Annotated in this window: 9 protein-coding genes and 2 pseudogenes; 5 read left to right on the top strand and 6 right to left on the bottom strand. The window is 59.7% G+C overall.

The window, feature by feature from the left end; all coding sequences use genetic code 11:
• Window positions 1–11 precede the first annotated feature (11 nt).
• On the bottom strand, window positions 12–1,379 hold the full coding sequence (locus AW06_RS14785) for a DUF262 domain-containing protein (RefSeq protein WP_273704752.1): 1,368 nt from the start codon (window positions 1,377–1,379) through the stop codon (window positions 12–14).
• A gap of 201 nt (window positions 1,380–1,580) precedes the next feature.
• Here AW06_RS14785 and AW06_RS14780 point away from each other — a divergent pair, with 201 nt between their 5' ends.
• On the top strand, window positions 1,581–2,597 hold the full coding sequence (locus tag AW06_RS14780; RefSeq protein WP_273704751.1) for an integron integrase: 1,017 nt from the start codon (window positions 1,581–1,583) through the stop codon (window positions 2,595–2,597).
• A 451-nt stretch (window positions 2,598–3,048) separates the two neighbouring features.
• Here AW06_RS14780 and AW06_RS14775 read toward each other — a convergent pair whose 3' ends face one another.
• The 5 genes and pseudogenes from AW06_RS14775 to AW06_RS20850 form a co-directional block, all read right to left on the bottom strand.
• Window positions 3,049–4,431 carry a glycoside hydrolase family 3 N-terminal domain-containing protein gene (locus tag AW06_RS14775; RefSeq protein ID WP_273704750.1) on the bottom strand — a complete coding sequence of 461 codons (1,383 nt, stop codon included), beginning with the start codon at window positions 4,429–4,431 and terminating at the stop codon, window positions 3,049–3,051.
• Window positions 4,432–4,440: 9 nt separating this feature from the next.
• Window positions 4,441–5,793, bottom strand: coding sequence for a cell envelope integrity protein CreD (gene creD, locus AW06_RS14770; protein ID WP_034951549.1), 1,353 nt, complete (start codon window positions 5,791–5,793; stop codon window positions 4,441–4,443).
• A 156-nt stretch (window positions 5,794–5,949) separates the two neighbouring features.
• Window positions 5,950–6,084, bottom strand: a pseudogene (locus AW06_RS20860) (transposase); the annotation flags it as partial.
• Between the two features lie 206 nt (window positions 6,085–6,290).
• The gene (locus AW06_RS20855; protein ID WP_273704749.1) at window positions 6,291–8,654 is read right to left on the bottom strand and encodes an EAL domain-containing protein; all 2,364 of its coding nucleotides are present in this window, start codon (window positions 8,652–8,654) and stop codon (window positions 6,291–6,293) included.
• A gap of 700 nt (window positions 8,655–9,354) precedes the next feature.
• Window positions 9,355–9,900, bottom strand: coding sequence for a cupin domain-containing protein (locus AW06_RS20850; RefSeq protein ID WP_046535260.1), 546 nt, complete (start codon window positions 9,898–9,900; stop codon window positions 9,355–9,357).
• A gap of 371 nt (window positions 9,901–10,271) precedes the next feature.
• Here AW06_RS20850 and AW06_RS14750 point away from each other — a divergent pair, with 371 nt between their 5' ends.
• From AW06_RS14750 to AW06_RS14735, 4 genes and pseudogenes are all read left to right on the top strand, one after another.
• Window positions 10,272–11,534: a YbfB/YjiJ family MFS transporter gene (locus AW06_RS14750; RefSeq protein WP_273704748.1), complete on the top strand. Its 1,263-nt coding sequence runs from the start codon at window positions 10,272–10,274 to the stop codon at window positions 11,532–11,534.
• Window positions 11,531–11,986, top strand: a complete 456-nt coding sequence (locus tag AW06_RS14745) for a VOC family protein (protein WP_034951548.1) — start codon at window positions 11,531–11,533, stop codon at window positions 11,984–11,986. Before AW06_RS14750 ends, AW06_RS14745 begins: the two co-directional genes overlap by 4 nt.
• A gap of 333 nt (window positions 11,987–12,319) precedes the next feature.
• On the top strand, window positions 12,320–16,156 hold the full coding sequence (locus AW06_RS14740; RefSeq protein WP_273704747.1) for a hypothetical protein: 3,837 nt from the start codon (window positions 12,320–12,322) through the stop codon (window positions 16,154–16,156).
• Window positions 16,157–16,294: 138 nt separating this feature from the next.
• A pseudogene (locus AW06_RS14735) lies at window positions 16,295–16,910 on the top strand (DUF6444 domain-containing protein); the annotation flags it as partial.

The following is a 16,910-nucleotide window of genomic DNA, read 5'->3' as shown; positions in this document are numbered from 1 at the left end:
ATTTGCGGAGATCACCTTAGTGTTTCTTCTGTCCAAAGATCTTTCCCACCCTTCCACCGAAGTAGCGACAGAATCGCTTGATATCGTGCATCGGTCTTCGCTAAACGTAGTAGTTCAGTCGGATCAAGGCGCACCCTAGGGATCTCTGGTAGTTGATCCTCCGTGAGCCACCTGTGGAGCGATGAAACCGTCTGACCGATCTTGTAGTTCGAAGCCTGTCGTGCGCCTTGTTGTAGGGAATGCGAGAAGTACCAACGCTCCAGCACTGTGTTGTAGCTCGGATTGAGGGATTTCCACTTATGGGTGACGTTGGCTAAGAAGTAGGCAAGAGGAACAAGCAGGGCATCGTTGGAAAGCAGGCCGGGCACTGCCCCGTGGTCTTCGACCCAATCCAACGCTTGCGCTAGAGCATTTGCGCAATCGTCCCAACGGGCTGAAACGTCGTTCCCGGTGAGATTCAGAAGCGTGCCCCGTGTGGGTTCGACGTAGGAACGTTGCTCGTATCCGGAGCGTTGTTCGTACCCAGACACGATGGCGACGATTTGGAGTACCCGTTCGCCTTCAGCAGAAAAGCGCTCCAGCACAGCGTGCTTCGTCTTGCTTTGCTGCCAAAGGTTGTGCAGGTCTGGACTCGGGAAGAAACGCGCAACCGCGAGGTCGAAGGTCGTGAGACGAGTGCCCGTGGAATTGATCGTTTCAAAGATTCTGCAGATTGCCTCGGTCGAGTCTCCCCGATCAACGATAACGAGAGGGATCTGGTAATTCCTCATCGTCTCAAAAACCCGATTGACCTTGGCTACTGCTTTTCGCTGAGCTGGTCGATCACCCTTCATCGGTTCATAGCTCGATTCAAAGTATTCTTGAGCGAGTACAGAGCAGCGTTCGTCATCCGTTATAGCGTCACTTCGCATGTACCTGGCAGGGAATTTGCGGCCTGCATTGCGGCGGACAACCCATGCAGCCGCGTTGCGATCACCCGCATCCGTTTCGAGGAGCTTGTCAAGATCGAAGTAGTAGAAGCTTTCCTTGGAGGCTTGTAGAAAAACTCGAACCAGCGAAGTCAATCTCTGTTGACCGTCGAGAACGTAGTAAACGGCGGGTGGGAAAGCTGGCTGCGAAAGATCGGCTTCTGCGGAGTCATCACCATCTGACTCGCCAATGACAGCGTCAATGGCCCGCGACGACAAGAAGGGGTCGTTCGGAATGGTTTCTTGAAGCAGCAGCAGCGAGCCGATAGGGTAGTTTCTTGAAATCGAATCAATGAGCAGTTTCACCTGTGCATGATTCCAGACGAATGGCCGCTGAAATCTGGGGATAACGAACGCGCCTCGACGGGCCTCCGTGAGGAACTGAAGTAGGTTGTAGGTGACAGTGCGCACGAAGGTCCTCTTCTATCTGAGCATTGGTCACGGTAGCACACGCACGATGGTGCCTCGTGACGCCGAACTTTCTATTCGACCCCACAATCGAGGTCGACTCCTAACTTCTGATCTTACCAGATGCCCATTCTTGCATCAATATTGAAATCTATCTGATTAGTAGCCATAATGCGCGGCTGGCTTACCCGAGGCTTCGCATTCATGAGCGATACCACTCTCCTATCCGCAGGGCAGCCTTTCGACAACCAGGCTGCCCTCCACCCGCCACGCCTTTTGGAGCAAGTGCGGGAGGCCATTCTGCTGCGGCATTACAGCATCCGCACGGAGCAGGCTTACACGGATTGGATCAAACGCTTCATCCTGTTCCATGGCAAGCGCCATCCCCGCGAGATGGGGGCGGCGGAAGTGGAGCGGTTTTTGACCCATCTGGCGGTGGAGGGCCGGGTGGCCGCTTCCACGCAAAACCAGGCCTTGAGTGCCTTGCTGTTTTTATACCGGGAGGTTTTGAAGGTGGATTTGCCCTGGTTGGGCGAGATGACGCGGGCGAAGCGGCCTGGGCGCCTGCCGGTGGTGCTGACGGTCGAGGAGGTCAGGCGCGTGTTGGCGCGGATCGACGGGCAGCAGGGTTTGATGGCGGACTTGCTGTACGGGGCCGGGTTGCGCTTGCTGGAGTGTGTGCGGCTGCGGGTGAAGGACCTGGACTTCGAGATGCGGCAGATCACGGTGCGCGACGGCAAGGGGGAAAAGGATCGGATGACGATGCTGCCGCAATCCGTGCTTGAGCCTTTGCGGGCACACCTGGAGAAGGTGAAGGTGCTGCATGCACAGGACCTTGAAGAGGGGTTTGGCGAAGTCTATCTGCCCTATGCGCTGGACCGGAAATATCCCGATGCGTCGCGGGAATGGGGTTGGCAGTATGTCTTTCCGGCGGCGGGGCGCTCGGTCGATCCGCGTAGCGGCCAGGAGCGCAGGCACCATGTGGACGAGCAGACGCTGCAGCGGGCGATGAAGAAGGCGGTGCGGGCGGCGGGGCTGACGAAGCCGGCCTCCTGCCACACGCTGCGGCATAGTTTCGCCACGCATTTATTGCAGTCGGGCTATGACATTCGTACGGTGCAGGAGTTGCTGGGCCATCAGGATGTGGCGACGACGATGATTTACACGCATGTGCTGAACCGGGGCGGGAGTGGGGTGATCAGTCCTTTGGATCGGTCTTGAGACGGGCGCCTGGGAATGCAAGGCCGGCTTGTCCGCCGGGCCGTCCGACCCGCGCAAGTCGATCAGCCCGTCACCGCTGCCGGCAGCTCCCGCCGCTGATTCACTGTCTTTCCCCCCGCGCCGCGAGATCAATCCCGACCAGCAGCATCACAAACCCGACTCCCTGCCACAGCGCGAACGCTTCCCCGAAAAATACCCACGCCAGTACCGCGCCTCCCACTGGCTCCCCGAGCGCCGCCTCGCTTGGGCTTCTGCGCGAACGCCCTGAGAGGTTGTGAAGAAATCGTTGCGAGCAGGCCGAGATGCAAGGCGCGAGGGAGCGAACGACGAGACATATCAAGTGGATAGGCGAGGAGTGAGCGACTGAGCAACGCAGCAGATCGGTCGCGCAGTAGATTTATTCACAACCTCTGAGCAGGGACGCAGAGTATCGACCGTGGCGGCAAGCTCGTCAAACATCCGGGGCCACCGACCCTCCCGGTCGCTCCGATGCGCTCTGCGCGGTGAACAAGGCCGGACGGCACGGGCTGCCGGGAGCAAATTGCTGCAGGCGCTGGCGGCTGGCCTGCAGCATCGCAGGCTCGATCTCACCCCTGGCCAGCGCCCGGGCGGCCCCGGTGATGGCACGAAAATACTGGTCGGGGTCGTAGGAGACAAGGAGCAGATCGACGCCGGCCGCCAGCGACTGTGCCGCAACGCGGCCGATTCCCTGGCGATACACGGCGCCCATGTTGAGATCGTCGGTAATCAGCACACCGCGATAGTTCCATTGCTGACGCAGGATCGTCTGCACCACGCTGCGTGAATGGGAAACGGCATGTTCGGGGTCCACCGCCGACAAAACGACGTGGCCGAGCATGATCGCCGCGCAGGCGCCAGCACTGACACTGCGGAAGGGCTGCCAGTCGCCACGCAGTTCATCGATGTCCGCCGTCAGCGTCGCGCGCCGCCAGTGCGTGTCGGCCCGCACGCGGGCGAGTCCGGGAAAGTGCTTGAGGGTGGCGCCGACACCGGCGGTGGCAAGACCATCCACATAGGCCCGGGCGACCTCGCTGACCACGGCCGGATCGTCGTCGATGGCTCGGTCGCCGATGCGGGTCAGGAAGTCGGCGGCGGAGTCCGGCTGCGCCGGCCGCAGGTCAACCACCGGCGCCAGGTTGAGATTGACACCCAGCGCCGCCAGCTCTCTCCCCTGCCGCTCGCCGTAGCGTCGTGCCCGCATCGCAAGCGTTGCCGGTGACGCTTCGCCGACCAGGCTGGACAGTGCGGGCAGCCGTTCCAACCATGGCGAGAGGTGGGCAACCGGCCCACCCTCCTGGTCGGCGGCCACGATCAGCGGCGGCAGGCCGGCGGCACGGCGGAGCTCCTGAAGCCTGGCGATCCCGGCGGCGAGAGTGGCGACATTGCCCGTCCGCAGGTTGCGCCGCGTCAGGTAGAGGCCGCCGATCAGGCCGCCAGCTGCCAGTGCTTCGACCTCTTCCAGGGCACGAAAGCCGACGATGAAGTGCCTGCCCACGGCCTGCATTTCGCGGCCACCCGCCAGCACCCGCTGGCGGTCGGACTGGAATTCCAGCTCCCGGCCGACGGTGAGGCTGGCCAGCGCCAGCATCCCGCATCCCAGTGCTCGCCGGCGATTGGCCGGACACCGACCGGGCGGCCGGCAAAACAGGGCGGCGCTGCCGCCGAGGACGGCGACCGCTAGCAGAAGCGCCGTTTCACAGGCGCGCAAGCCATACAGCAGCGGATGCTTGAGGTTCCAGGCAACGCTCAGCAAGGCGAGCAGCGTCGCCCAGGCCAGGACGGTACGCCAGCATCGAAACAGGGACCGGAGCATGGCGAGGGCTCATTCTGCCGGCCTGGCTGCGAGCGCCGGGCCGATCCGGTACCAGTCGATGCGCCGCGTGGCCAGCATGATCGCGCCAAGCGCCAGGAAGAGCAGGACGCTGCCCATCAGCAGCGAATTGTCCTCGGAGAGCAGGACGCCGTAGAGCACGCCGTAGAGACCGGCCAGCGCCGCCGCGAAGGTATAGCCCTGGCGGCGATCAGCGAGCGCGCCCGCCAGATAGGTCCCGATCAGGGTAATGCAGGCCGATGCGGCGATGGCGTAGGCGGCAACGAAGGGAAGATGCTCGGAGAGCGCGATCAGCAACAGGAAGAAGACCGCGAGCGCCAGCCCGACCAGCAGATACTGCAAGGGATGCATCGGCGAGCGACGCAGAACCTCGCTGAGGAAGAATCCGGCGAAGGTCAGCGTAATGAACAGGATGCCGTATTTGACGGCACGCTCGGATTGCAGGTAGACATTGACCGGATCGATGAAGAGGATGTCGAGCACTTCGGGATTCGGCCCGCCCTTGGCGGCCATCAGGGTGTTGGGGAAACTGCGCGCCAGATGCGATACCTCCCAGCGGGCGGTGAACCCGGCGTCGCCGATGCTGCGCTCGCGCGGCAGAAAGCGGCCCGCAAAGCTCGGGTGCGGCCAGTCCGACTGGATGGCGATGGTGTTCGCTTCCGCGGTCGGGGCGATGGCCAGTCGCTGGGTGCCGGTCAGTTGCAGGGGAAAGTCGAAATCGAACGAGGTCGGCGCGTCGAGGGCGACCTTCCCGAGCGGGATGGCCAGGCGTTCGCCCGCCAGCGCGTCACCGTTTTGCGCCGAGCCCTTGGGGGTCGAAAAGCGACGACTCTTGCCGCCCAGGTTCACCAGCGGATCGTTGTCTACGCCGCGCGGGTCGGAAACGCCGAGCAGCAGCGTCGCCTCGGCGCTGACGATGTTGCGCTGGCCATCGAGACCGAGGTGTACGGGCAGCACGAAGCGCCCCTCGACCGCCAGGTCGAGGTGATAGAGCCGGGCCTGGTAGATGCCCCGCTGGCGGGTTTCGACGCGGGCCTCGCCGGTCAGCTTCAGTGTCTCGGCCGGCAGATACAGGCTACGATCGACGAAGCGCGGCGTGCTCCTGGTCCGGCCGGTGGCGGGGTCCTCCTTGATTTCGGGCTCGATCCGTTCCCGGTAATCAATCGCGAGGACCGGCCCGGTCAGCGTTTGCGGGCCGGCGGCGCTATTGGCGATGCTGTGCTGAACCTCTTCCTGACGCGAGCTGCGCTGGCGGATCTGATCCTCGATGAGGGCCAGAGGCACCAGCAGCAGGAGCGACATGAAGCCGATGGCGACGAGTTTGAGAAGCAGTTTCTTGTCCATGAAGTTCTCCCTGGTGGATGGTGCAGGGAGTCTCGATCACTTCGGTGAACGGATGAAGAAGCGGTGGTGAAGTCCTGTGAATCGAGGGTGAAGTCAGGCCGAGAATACCACCCCGATCAGTGCCGAAGCGGCCAGCCTAGGATGTATCATCAATTTGTCCGTCTCTTGCGCTAATCGTCTGCATAGGCGCTCCCAGACCCCAGGCCTGCTCCAGTGAGGGAGCCGGGTGTGCACCACGCGGAATTCCCCGAAACGCTCTGACAGGTCGCGCCAGGGGATACCTGTTCGATAACCGGTACAGCACCGCCTCCACAAGCCAGGCGAAACGCCATGTCCATGTATTTGACGAAGCGCGTCTTGCCGCAGCCGGTTGGGCCTTTCAACACCATCGGCATGCCTAGCCGGCAGTATCACCTTCCTGGACCTCGGTTTCGCGACGCTGCTCACGCGCGAGTCGGCGGGGCTGATCGCCGACTTCGCGAGATCGCCTGTAGCGGCTACCTGTTACCTCTGGCAAAGCGGCGAGCGAACTCCGGCAATTGCGCCGCCAGCATCGGCCGTGCCAGCCAGTAGCCCTGCGCCTCGTCACAGCCGAATTCCTTCAGCAATTCGAAAACCGCCTCCGTTTCGACGCCCTCGGCGATGGTCGAAAGCCCGAGGCTGGCCGCCATCTGGATGATGGCACGCACGATCGCCGCATCTTCCATGTCGCCCGGCAGGTCGCGCACGAAGGTCTGGTCGATCTTGAGCTTGTCCACCTCGAAGCGTTTGAGGTAGGCAAGGCTCGAATACCCCGTGCCGAAATCGTCGATCGACAGCTTGACGCCGATCTGCTTGAGCTGCCTGATGGTATGGAGAATGGCCTCGCTGTCGCTGATCAGCATCGATTCGGTGAGTTCGAGTTCCAGACGCTCCGCCGGAAGCGCCGATTCCTCCAACGCGGCAATGACCGATTGCTCAAGGTTGCCGCGCTTGAAATGAACGGCGGAGAGATTGACGGCGACGACGATATCCGCAAGCATCGGATCCTTGGCCCAGGCGGCTGCCTGACAGCAAGCCTCGCGCAGTACCCATTCGCTGATCGGCACGATCAGGCCACTCTCCTCCGCGAGGGGGATGAACTTGGTCGGCGGCAGCATGCCGTGCCCGGGGTGATTCCAGCGGATCAGCGCTTCGACGCCGATCAGCCGGCCTCTGCGGATATCCACCAGCGGCTGGTAGTGCAACACCAATTCATTGCGTGCGGGGGCATGACGCAAATCGTTGCGCAACGTCAGTTGCTCGACGACCTCGATGTTCATCCGCGCGTCGAAGAAGCGATAGGTATTCCTTCCCGACTCCTTGGCCCGATACATCGCGTTTTCAGCCTTCTTCAGCAGCGTTTCAAAATCCCGACCGTCCTCGGGGTAGATGGCGACTCCCATCGATGCGGTGACGTTCAGCTCATAGTCGCCGATAGTTATCGGGTTCTGCAGGCTCTCGGCGAGCTTGACCAGCACCGGGGCAGAGGCATCGGCATCCGCCAGGTCGCCAAGCACAGCGATGAATTCGTCGCCGCTGCGACGGCAGAGCGTGTCGGTTTCGCGGATTCGCTCGTACAGACGCTGCGCCAGTTCGCGGATCATGCCGTCGCCGATCCGATGGCCCAGTGAGTCGTTGATGCTCTTGAAGTCATCGAGGTCGATGAAGATGAGCGCGACCTTGCTGTGCTCGCGTTCAGCATAGGCAACGGCGTGGCGGAAGCGTTCCTCGGCCAGTTGCGGGTTGGGCAGGCCGGTCAGGCTGTCGTGTAGCGCGATGAAATCGATTTGTTCCTCGGCCGCCCGGCGTTCGCGCCAGGCAAGATCCTTCTCCGCAATCTGCGCCGCCAGCACTTCGTTGAGGCTGTTGACCTCGTCAAAGGCCTGGGCACGCGCGCGGAGTGCACGGACGATGAGGATGGCACCGAGGATCGAGAGCACGGCGAAGGCAGCGGCCAACGCTGCCAGCTTGCCGAACTCCCGCCACCATTCGGCAAGAAAGTCATCGGTACTGAGCCCGACCAGCGTGATCAACGGATAATCGCCGACCGCCTGATACGAGAAGACACGCCGCACATTGTCCGCGCCGGCAAAGGCCTCGTAGGTACCTTCCCGCGGATTGGCCGTAATGGTTGCCCGGAATTGCGACGAAACCTTCGTCTGTCCCATGTAGCCCGCTGGCGCGGCGGGCGGCAGCCGGCCCAACATGTCGAAGTCGCGGCTGGCATTGCCACGGAAAACGACGGTGCCGTTCGGCCCGACATCCAACCTGGAGAATTTGCGCTCGAACCATTCCGTTGCGACCGGTGCTAGCACGACGCCGGCAAAGCTGCCGTCCGCGGCACTGAGGCGGCGCGCGAAAATCAGCACCCACTGGTTGCTGATCTTGCCGATCAGCGGCCGGGAGATCGCGAGTTCGTGCGAGGGGTTGTCGCGGAGGGTCACGAAGTAGTCGCGATCGGTGATCGAAATTCCCCCTGGCAGGGCCTTGTCCGAGCTGAAGACCACCTTCCCCTCCTGATCGGCGATCCTCAATCCGCCGGAAACCAGCAGGCGCTCTAGCTGGCGCCGCAAGAAATCCGTCAATGTGGCCGGATCGATGCGCCCGACGGCGCTCTGGCGCGTATATTCGTCGGCCACGACGCGCAAACCAAAGTCGATGCGCCGAATTTCATCTTCGATCGTCTGCGCGACGAGACGGTTGGTGTTGCGCGATGTAATTGCCGCGCGATCGTGGTACTGGGCGTAGCTCGCATGCAGCGAAACGCCAACGAGAGAGCAGACAAACAGGTTGGCGAGGATGACAATGACCGTGACCGCCCTAGCCGGCCGAAAATGCATAGCGAATCTCCCTGTTTTCCTTTCTGGCGTGGCTCAGTGTCATGAGAGAACACTATTTTTTAGCCCATTATGACCCAATCGGGTTAGAGTGGGAAATCCTTACTGCGGCTACCGAGCAATGGGGCTTGCGATAGGACGGCTACAGAGCGGCGCTGGTGCTGCCGTCGGCAATATTGAAGATCAGTACGCGATTCCGACCATCCAGTTTTCCGGAAAGAGTACCAGTACCCGCCCAGGCGTGTAAGGATAGGAAATCCAACGGTACCGACGAGAGTCTATGAGCCTCCATCAAGGCGTATCGATCTCGCATTTGGCCCTGCGGACCCCTGAGAAGTGATCCGAATCCCACCAGCACGAGTCGTCCCACGACGGGCGATGGCAGCTCGTCTTGCTTTGGCTTCGAGCGTTGCGCGTTGGCACTTTCAGCACCTACCAGGCAATGCGCTGACTACCTTCTCCGCAGCGTCATCCTGGCCCTTGAGAAGGAAGGGTTCGTACAGCCCTTCGTCAAGTCGCCCGCGGCCGAACGATAAACCGGGGCCGATATTTCCAGTGCCGGCAGGTGAACATCCGAACGGTAAGCCTCACAAAAAAAGCAAGCTCCGGGCCTGGCTCCGGAGGTTGTGAAGGCCGCTACCGAGGAGAAAGCGGCTACAGGTGACAATCGGAGTGCTACGTTCGGCCCGCGCAGGCAACGCGGCTATGCCGGCCAGCGCACGGTTTGCGACGACATGAAGCCGTCTTCGATGGTGGCCTTCTCCAGCGAGTCGACCTCCGCCTGAATCCCCAGATAGTGCATCGGTTCGACGCTGGTGTTGCGCCAGCAGCGTTCGCCGTCGGGCTTGATGCAGACGACGCTGCCCGGGTGCAGCGCGATGATCTCGCCGTCGATCTGCATTTCGCCACGGCCGCTGAGGATGACGTAGGTTTCCTCGTGGCGGCGGTGGCGGTGCAGGAAGGGGACGGCGCCGCCCGGCGGCAGGCCGACGACATCGCCGGCGCGCAGCGGCAAGCGCTCGCTGCCGAAGCGCAGCGTACCGCGGCCGCTCAGCACCACCACCAGCTCCTCATTGACCAGATGGCTGTGGAACGGCCACGCCGCCTTGCCCGGCGGGATCACGTTGAAGCGGCAACCCAGCTTGCGGGCGCCGATCAGCGGGCCGAGCTGGGCGAACTGCGCTGCGTAGCGCGTGCCGGCGGCGTGCGGCGTGAGCGTCAGTTCATCAAGGTTGCGAATCGGTTTCATGAGTCCTCCGGTTGGGCAATGCGGCAGGCGAAGGGGCGGAGGATGCGGGGAACCCGCGCGCTTCGCCGCGCCACCGGTTTCGACTATAGAATAACCGCCCGGCCGGGCAATGAACAATTCACATGGAATGCATGAAGGAGACTCATGCACCTGCGCAGGGCAGCGGCAACAATCGACAGGCCCAAGCAACCCGCAGCGGGCGCCGTCGCGCATCGGCGTGCGATGTCCGCCCGCTGCCCACCCCGGAGAACGCCCCATGTCCGACCGCCTTGCCCGAGCCGCCGCCTTCGCCATCCTCGCCGCCGCCGCCCACGGCAATACCCCGCGCTGCCTGCCGCACGGCCGCCGCGTGACGCGAGAGAGGGCCTGACATGAATACCGGCCGGAACACCCCCACCTACGGAATCCTGCTCTCGCTGCTGGTGATCCTGTCGCTGTCGCTCGGGCCGGCCATCGCCAACGGCTTCGCCCGCTTTGCCTATGCGCTGCTGCTGCCGTCGATGCGCGACGCCTTCGGCTGGAGCTATTCCACCGCCGGCTCGCTCAACACCGCCAATGGCATCGGCTACATCCTCGGCGCCCTGGCCGTGTTCTTCGTCGTCGGCCGCCTCGGCAACCGGCGGCTGTACATCGCCGGCATCGTGCTCACCTCGCTGTCGCTGGTCGCCACCGGCTTCTGTAACAGCCTGCCCGCGCTGATGTTCTGGCGCTTCGTGGCCGGCGTGGTTGGCGCCGCTGTGTTCATCTGCGGCAGTGCGCTGGTCAGCGCGCAGGGCGCCCTGCATCCGCGCGTCCGGCCCTTCGCCATTTCCGGCTACTTCGGCGGCGCCGGCATCGGCATGCTGCTCTCGGGCATCGGCATCCCGGTCGTTCTCGAATGGCAGGGGCAGGGTGCCTGGCGCGAAGCGTGGGTCGCCATGGGTGCGCTGGCGCTGGTCTTCAGTGCCTTCTCGGTGGCCGCCGCGCTGACCAGCCACGACCCCTCCGGCGCCAGCGTGGCCGGGCGCTGGAACTGGCGCGACTTCAGCCTCGGCGTGCTCGCCTACTTCGTTTATGGCGGCGGCTACATCACCTACATGACCTTCATCATCGCCTGGATGCGCAGCCATCAGGCCGGCGTACCGCAGATCGCCGGCTTCTGGGGCCTGCTCGGGCTGGCCGTGATGGCCTCGCCCTATGTCTGGAAAACCCGGCTCGCCCGCAACCGGGGCGGAAACTCGCTCGGGCTGGTCTGCGCCGTCCTCGCCGTGGCCGCCTTCCTGCCCTATGTCGACGCCAGCAGCCCGACCATGACCGTCTCGGCGCTGCTGTTCGGGGTTTCCATGTTCATCGGCCCCGCCGCCATCACCGTCATGGTCCGCAACGGCTCGCCGCAAGGCGCCTGGGGCGCGGGCATCGCCGCCTTCACCACCGCCTTCGGCATCGGGCAGGCCGCCGGGCCGGTGTTTTCGGGGTGGCTGGGCGACCTCACCGGCTCGCTGTCGCTGCCCATCGCCAGTTCCGCCGCCATTCTCGCCGCCGCGTCGGCCATCGCCTACCTGCAGAAGGATGTCCGCTGGGCGGAACCGGCCCGCGCCAACGCCGCATCCGGCCAGCCTACAATGGCCACACAGCCCTCGGAGGAAGCAGCATGAACCCACCTGTCGACGTCCTCGGCCTCGAGCACATCTACCTCACCGTCAGTTCGCTGGCCGTATCCGAAGCCTTCTACGACACCCTGCTGGTCGCGGTGCTCGGATTTCGCAAGAGTAAATTCGCCCTCGGCGACGAACTGCACATCAACTACTTCAACCGCCACTTCGGCCTCGTCCTGCGCCCCGCCCGCAACGCCACCCCGCACGACAACTACGCGCCCGGCCTGCACCACCTCTGCCTGCGCGTGGCCACCGAAGACGACGTCCGCCGCGCCCGCGCAGCCCTGAACGAACGCGGCATCGACGCTTCGCCGGTGCAGTGCTACGCGCAATACGCCGAGGACTACTACGCTACCTTCCTCAATGACCCGGACGGGATACGACTGGAACTGTCGAATTTCCGCAAGGAGCGGCGGGAGCGGTTTGAGGGGTGGGAGAAGCTTGGGGGGTGAGTTGCTGGCGCGCGTGAGCCGTTGCGTTATTAGACTGGTTTCGCTGGGATAGTCTGCCTATCGGCCATTTTGGCCGTTCGACTCGTCCAATGAGAGTGGCTGCTTTAGGTGACGAAGCAGACTCATCAGTGACTACAAAAGCAGGGGCGATTCAGTGGCTGCTTGCACGTTCAGCCTTGATTAGCTTGCCGAAAGACTCAGCAGGCCGGTTAGCCCGGCCACCTTAGACAGAATGCTTAAGCTCTACCGCGAATATGAACGGCGCGTAGAATTGCACACTGAAAATATTCCTTAAAATATTCCTTAGCCAGTGTTTTCAGAAAGGTAAGAACGGTGCATCCCTTCTTTGAAATCACATCATCAGATATACAACAACTTGATGACGAGCAAGCACGCGAGTTGGTGGCCCGACTATGCAAGGCTGAACTGCGTTCCAAGGGGATTGGCACTTCTCCGGTAACGTGGGGTGGCGACCAACGAGCCAAAGATGGCGGAGTTGATGTTCGCGTTGATATCACCCCAGCAATAGGGATAGCAGGTTACATCCCCAAAGATGCAACCGCCTACCAAGTCAAAGCGGAGAACTTTAGCCCTAAAAAAATCTCCGGCGAAATGGCCCCTAGTGAAGTCTTGCGTCCTGCGATAGTCGAATTAACGGAGGCGCCAGGTGCATATGTCATAGTTTCCACAAAGGACAGTTGCTCAGACACTTTCTTAAAGAAGCGAAAAGAAGCCATGTCGGGGTGCGTAAAGAAATTCGGCTTGGTTGACAGCGTTCACCTGGACTTCTATGACAGTCGGAAGATTGCTGATTGGGCTGGCAATTTCCCTGGCGTCCTCGTTTGGTTGCGAAGTGTTCTTGGCAAGCCTATTCAGGGTTGGAAGCCGTATGGCCCGTGGGCCTATCAGGAGAAGTCAGTCGAAGACGAATACTTGCTCGATGACAAAGTAAAGGTATTCATTCCCAACAATGATGAAGCCATTTCTGTAATCGATGCAATCAACCGGTTACGGGGTGAGCTTGAAAGAATCGAGGCGTCGGTCCGAATAGTCGGACTTTCAGGGGTCGGCAAGACACGACTTATTCAAGCACTGTTCGATCATCGTATCGAAACAACGTGCGCGGCTTTAAACCAAGAAAACGTCCTATATGCCGACCTATCGGACAATCCCTCTCCTCAACCAATCGCAATGCTTGAGGCGCTGATCCAAGACGAGGCTGAGTGTATTGTTGTTGTTGACAACTGTGGTCAAGATGTCCATCGCAAGCTAACGGAGGTCATTCAGCGGCCTGAAAGCAAAATTAGACTGATTACCGTTGAATACGATATCAGAGACGACTTGCCGGACGGCACAACCTGCTACCGACTAGAGGGTGCTTCTGGAGAAGTCATAGCAAAACTACTTAAGCGCCATTATCAGACGCTGTCCGACCTAGATATCGACAAAATTGTCGAGTTTTCTGATGGAAACGCCAGAGTTGCATTCGCCCTAGCAGCAACTTCCGAAGCTAAAGGCGAGTTAGCGCAGCTTCGGGATGATGAACGCTTCAAGCGACTATTTATTCAGAAACACACTGAAAGTAACGAGCTACAACGATGTGCCGAGGCTGCAAGCCTTCTATATTCATTCGATGTCGATGACACAAGTGAAGATTCCGAGCTAGCCATCCTTTCCGACGTTGCCGAAGTCACAATTGCGACGTTCTATAGAAACGTTTCTGAACTTCAAAAACGAGGACTAATACAGGAGCGCGGAAACTGGAGAGCAGTACTTCCACATGCAATATCAAACCGACTTGCACGCAATGCCGTTCAGTCTAGCCACCCAAATTTACTGGTTCAACGGTTCGTTACCAATGCGTCAGAACGAGTTGCACGCTCTTTCTCAAGGAGATTGGGATATTTGCACGAATCGAAGCACGCTCAGAAGATAGTTGATATCTGGCTTAAGCCTGAAGGTCTTCTCGGCGAAGTATCCAGCCTAAGCAAACTCAAGTGGGAAATGCTTGAAAACGTTTCGCCGGTAAATCAGCGTGCGGCATTGAATGCAATACTTCGAGCTGTCGAAATCCCCAGTTTCATCGCAGTAACGACCCCCAGTAGAGTATGTACTGCTCGTCTCCTGCGCTCGTTAGCTTACGACCCCGAATTGTTTAACGAGGCTGCGACGGCACTATTGAAACTAGCATTAGAAGAGCCCGACGGTTACAAGTCAGACTCAACAAGGAATATCCTTCAATCTCTGTTTTACATCCATCTTTCTGGAACCCTTGCCCCTCCGGCACAGCGAGCCGCATTTGTTAGAACGCTAGCTTTTTCGAAAAACCAACGGGAATCGAAGCTTGCCTTGCTTCTTTTGCGTGCAGGCCTCGAATCCCACCATTTCTCCTCTCACTATAGCTTCGACTTTGGGGGATTAAAACGCAGTTATGGATGGTATCCACGGACCCTGGAAGAGATTCGGGCGTGGTATGAATTATTCATTAAGATTGCTATTGATCTTGGGAAAACTAAAACAGCTTTAGGCTCTGAAGCCCGCACCATCTTAGGAAGCACATTCAGGGGGCTATGGGGCAATGCACGAATGGAGGACGCACTAATCGGAGCGGCGCAAGACTTAGCTCCAATTGACGGGTGGCCTGATGGATGGATCGGTATCCGAAACACACTTCATTGGGACAAGAAGCATATCGCTCCCAAATCGCTCGAAAGACTTAAGGCGCTGGAACGGGAAATTGCACCTAGAGATTTGCGAGCAAAAATACAAGCGAAAGTTCTTTCGAGAGGGGCTTTTGGCGTTGATCTCGATGACTTTGAATCAGAGTCTCCTACAGACTGGTATGCAAAAGCCCATGATGAAGCCAAAGCACTTGGGAAAGCTGCCGCCCAGGATGCTGGCATACTTGCCGATCTTGCACCATTCATTTCGAGCGGCAATACAACTAACAAGGTCTGGTGTTTCGGTATCGGCCTCGGTCAAGCTTCTGTTTCGACGCAGCAAATTCTTGATCGTCTAAGGCCATTGGTCGAACATCCACCTGCCAACGGATTTGATCTTCAATTCATCACTGGCTTAATCAACGGTTGGAACCAGTCCAAGCCCGATGAAGTTACTGCTTTTCTGGATGAGGCTGTCGGAGACGAAGTTTGGGGGCCACTATTTCCAAACTTGCAATTGGCCATTGACCTTGACCAGGCAGGGTATTTGAGACTCATCAGTTCTCTTGAACTTGGTCGAGCATCTCCCTGGAAATATACGAATCTGGGTTGCGGGCGCAGAACCGATCCTCTTACTGTTGACCAAATTTCTGCTTTGCTGGGGCTACTAGCTACTAAGCCAGACGGAGGTTTGGCTGCTGCAATCGATACGCTTTACATGGTGATTCATTGCACCGATACCAAAGACGAGCAATACAAAGAGAAGTTGCGAGTCTATTGTTTGGAACTGGTTAGCGAACTCGACTGGAGTTTGATTGATCTTGCCAACGAAAACTTTCTACATCACCTTGAAGAGGTGATTGAATTTGCTTTAGATAGCAGCGATCCACATGAGGCTGCCGCTAAAGCACTAAATCGATTGGTCCAACAAGAGCAATCCGGGAAGAGAATATTCCCCCGACGTCTCGGCAATATCCTCTTGCCGTTCTTCAAAAAAACTCCGATTCATGCTCTGGATGCTGTCTATACCAAGGACGAAGAGACGGCCCTTAATCGTATGCTGACAGTGCGCCTTGATAGGCATGGTGACACTGCCATTGGGGTTGTACCGAAGGAGCTCTTGCTTGAGTGGTGCAGGGTTTCTCCGGACGACCGCTGCGTATTCGCTGCACAAACATGCAAGCTATTTGAAAGACCAAATCCTGGTGAAAGCAGCGACGAAGCCGTCATAGGGATATCAGACACGGCTACATCCCTTCTTATTCTGGCGCAAGACAAAAAGAAAGTTCTCGACACTCTAGTAGGCCGTTTCCATCCGAATTCTTGGTCTGGTTCACTTGCAGCAATCATGCGCCAGAGGTTTCAACTCTTGGATGATCTCAACCCGAGTGGCGACTCAGAACTGACGCAACTGGTAGAAGAGATGAGGGTGAGCCTCATGAAAATCGTTGAAAGCGAAGAGCGCTGTGAACAGGAAAGAGAAGGATCAGAAACTGCCAGCTTCGAATAGTGAATTGTCCCTACGTTTATAGTCACTGATGAGTCTGCTTCGTCGTAATCGTTCACACCCCCTTAAGAAAAGCCGCCATCGTGATGATTTGTATGGCATCGTTACGGAACTTGCAGACGACCTGACAGACGCGACACGATGCCCCTGAGCAAACATGACCTGTTCCAGATGAACGACGAGTGGCTGAAGAAGCTGCCGGCGGAGCTTTTGCTGGAAGTGTCGAAGCGGCTGTTGCACGACGTGAAGGAGTTGCAGGATCGGCTGAATCAGAACCCGGACAACAGCTCGCGTCCGCCGACCAGCCAAGCGCCCTGGGCGAAGACAGGTGGCTCGGAGGAACAGAATGACGCGGTGGACGAGCGCGGCAATGCCGACGTCGCTGCGGAGACGGCCGGAAGCTCTACGGAAGAGACGGAACAGGCTCTGCCGGTCGATGGCCAGCGGTCATCGACCAAGAAGGGGTCTGGGAGGCGGCCCGGCAAGGAGCCGGGCAGTCCAGGCCACGGCCGCAGTCAGAAACTGGCGATCACCGCCCGGTGCGAGCACCGCCCCGAGTTCTGCGCCGCTTGTGCGGCAGTATTGTCGGCGGACGCGGTGTCGCAGGCTTACACGGCTTGGGACGAAGTCGACATTGCCCCGCAGGTTGAGGGCCTGATCGGGTTGGCCTTCAGTGTCACCCGTCACACCCTGCTGGAAGTGAGCTGCTCCTGCGGTCATGTCAGCCGTGCACAACCTTGGCGGGCGCCGGCCGACG

It is taken from the genome of Candidatus Accumulibacter cognatus (assembly GCF_000584975.1).
Taxonomy (GTDB): Bacteria; Pseudomonadota; Gammaproteobacteria; order Burkholderiales; family Rhodocyclaceae; genus Accumulibacter; species Accumulibacter cognatus.
Note: the sequence above shows the minus strand (reverse complement) of the source record. Positions and strands in the feature narration are given on the sequence as shown.

Excerpts from the sequence above, each read along its gene's own strand:
- AW06_RS20855 (WP_273704749.1), bottom strand. The coding sequence starts at position 8,654 with ATGCATTTTCGGCCGGCTAGGGCGGTCACGGTCATTGTCATCCTCGCC.
- creD (WP_034951549.1), bottom strand. The coding sequence starts at position 5,793 with ATGGACAAGAAACTGCTTCTCAAACTCGTCGCCATCGGCTTCATGTCG.
- AW06_RS14750 (WP_273704748.1), top strand. The coding sequence starts at position 10,272 with ATGAATACCGGCCGGAACACCCCCACCTACGGAATCCTGCTCTCGCTG.
- AW06_RS14775 (WP_273704750.1), bottom strand. The coding sequence starts at position 4,431 with ATGCTCCGGTCCCTGTTTCGATGCTGGCGTACCGTCCTGGCCTGGGCG.
- AW06_RS14780 (WP_273704751.1), top strand. The coding sequence starts at position 1,581 with ATGAGCGATACCACTCTCCTATCCGCAGGGCAGCCTTTCGACAACCAG.
- AW06_RS20850 (WP_046535260.1), bottom strand. The coding sequence starts at position 9,900 with ATGAAACCGATTCGCAACCTTGATGAACTGACGCTCACGCCGCACGCC.
- AW06_RS14745 (WP_034951548.1), top strand. The coding sequence starts at position 11,531 with ATGAACCCACCTGTCGACGTCCTCGGCCTCGAGCACATCTACCTCACC.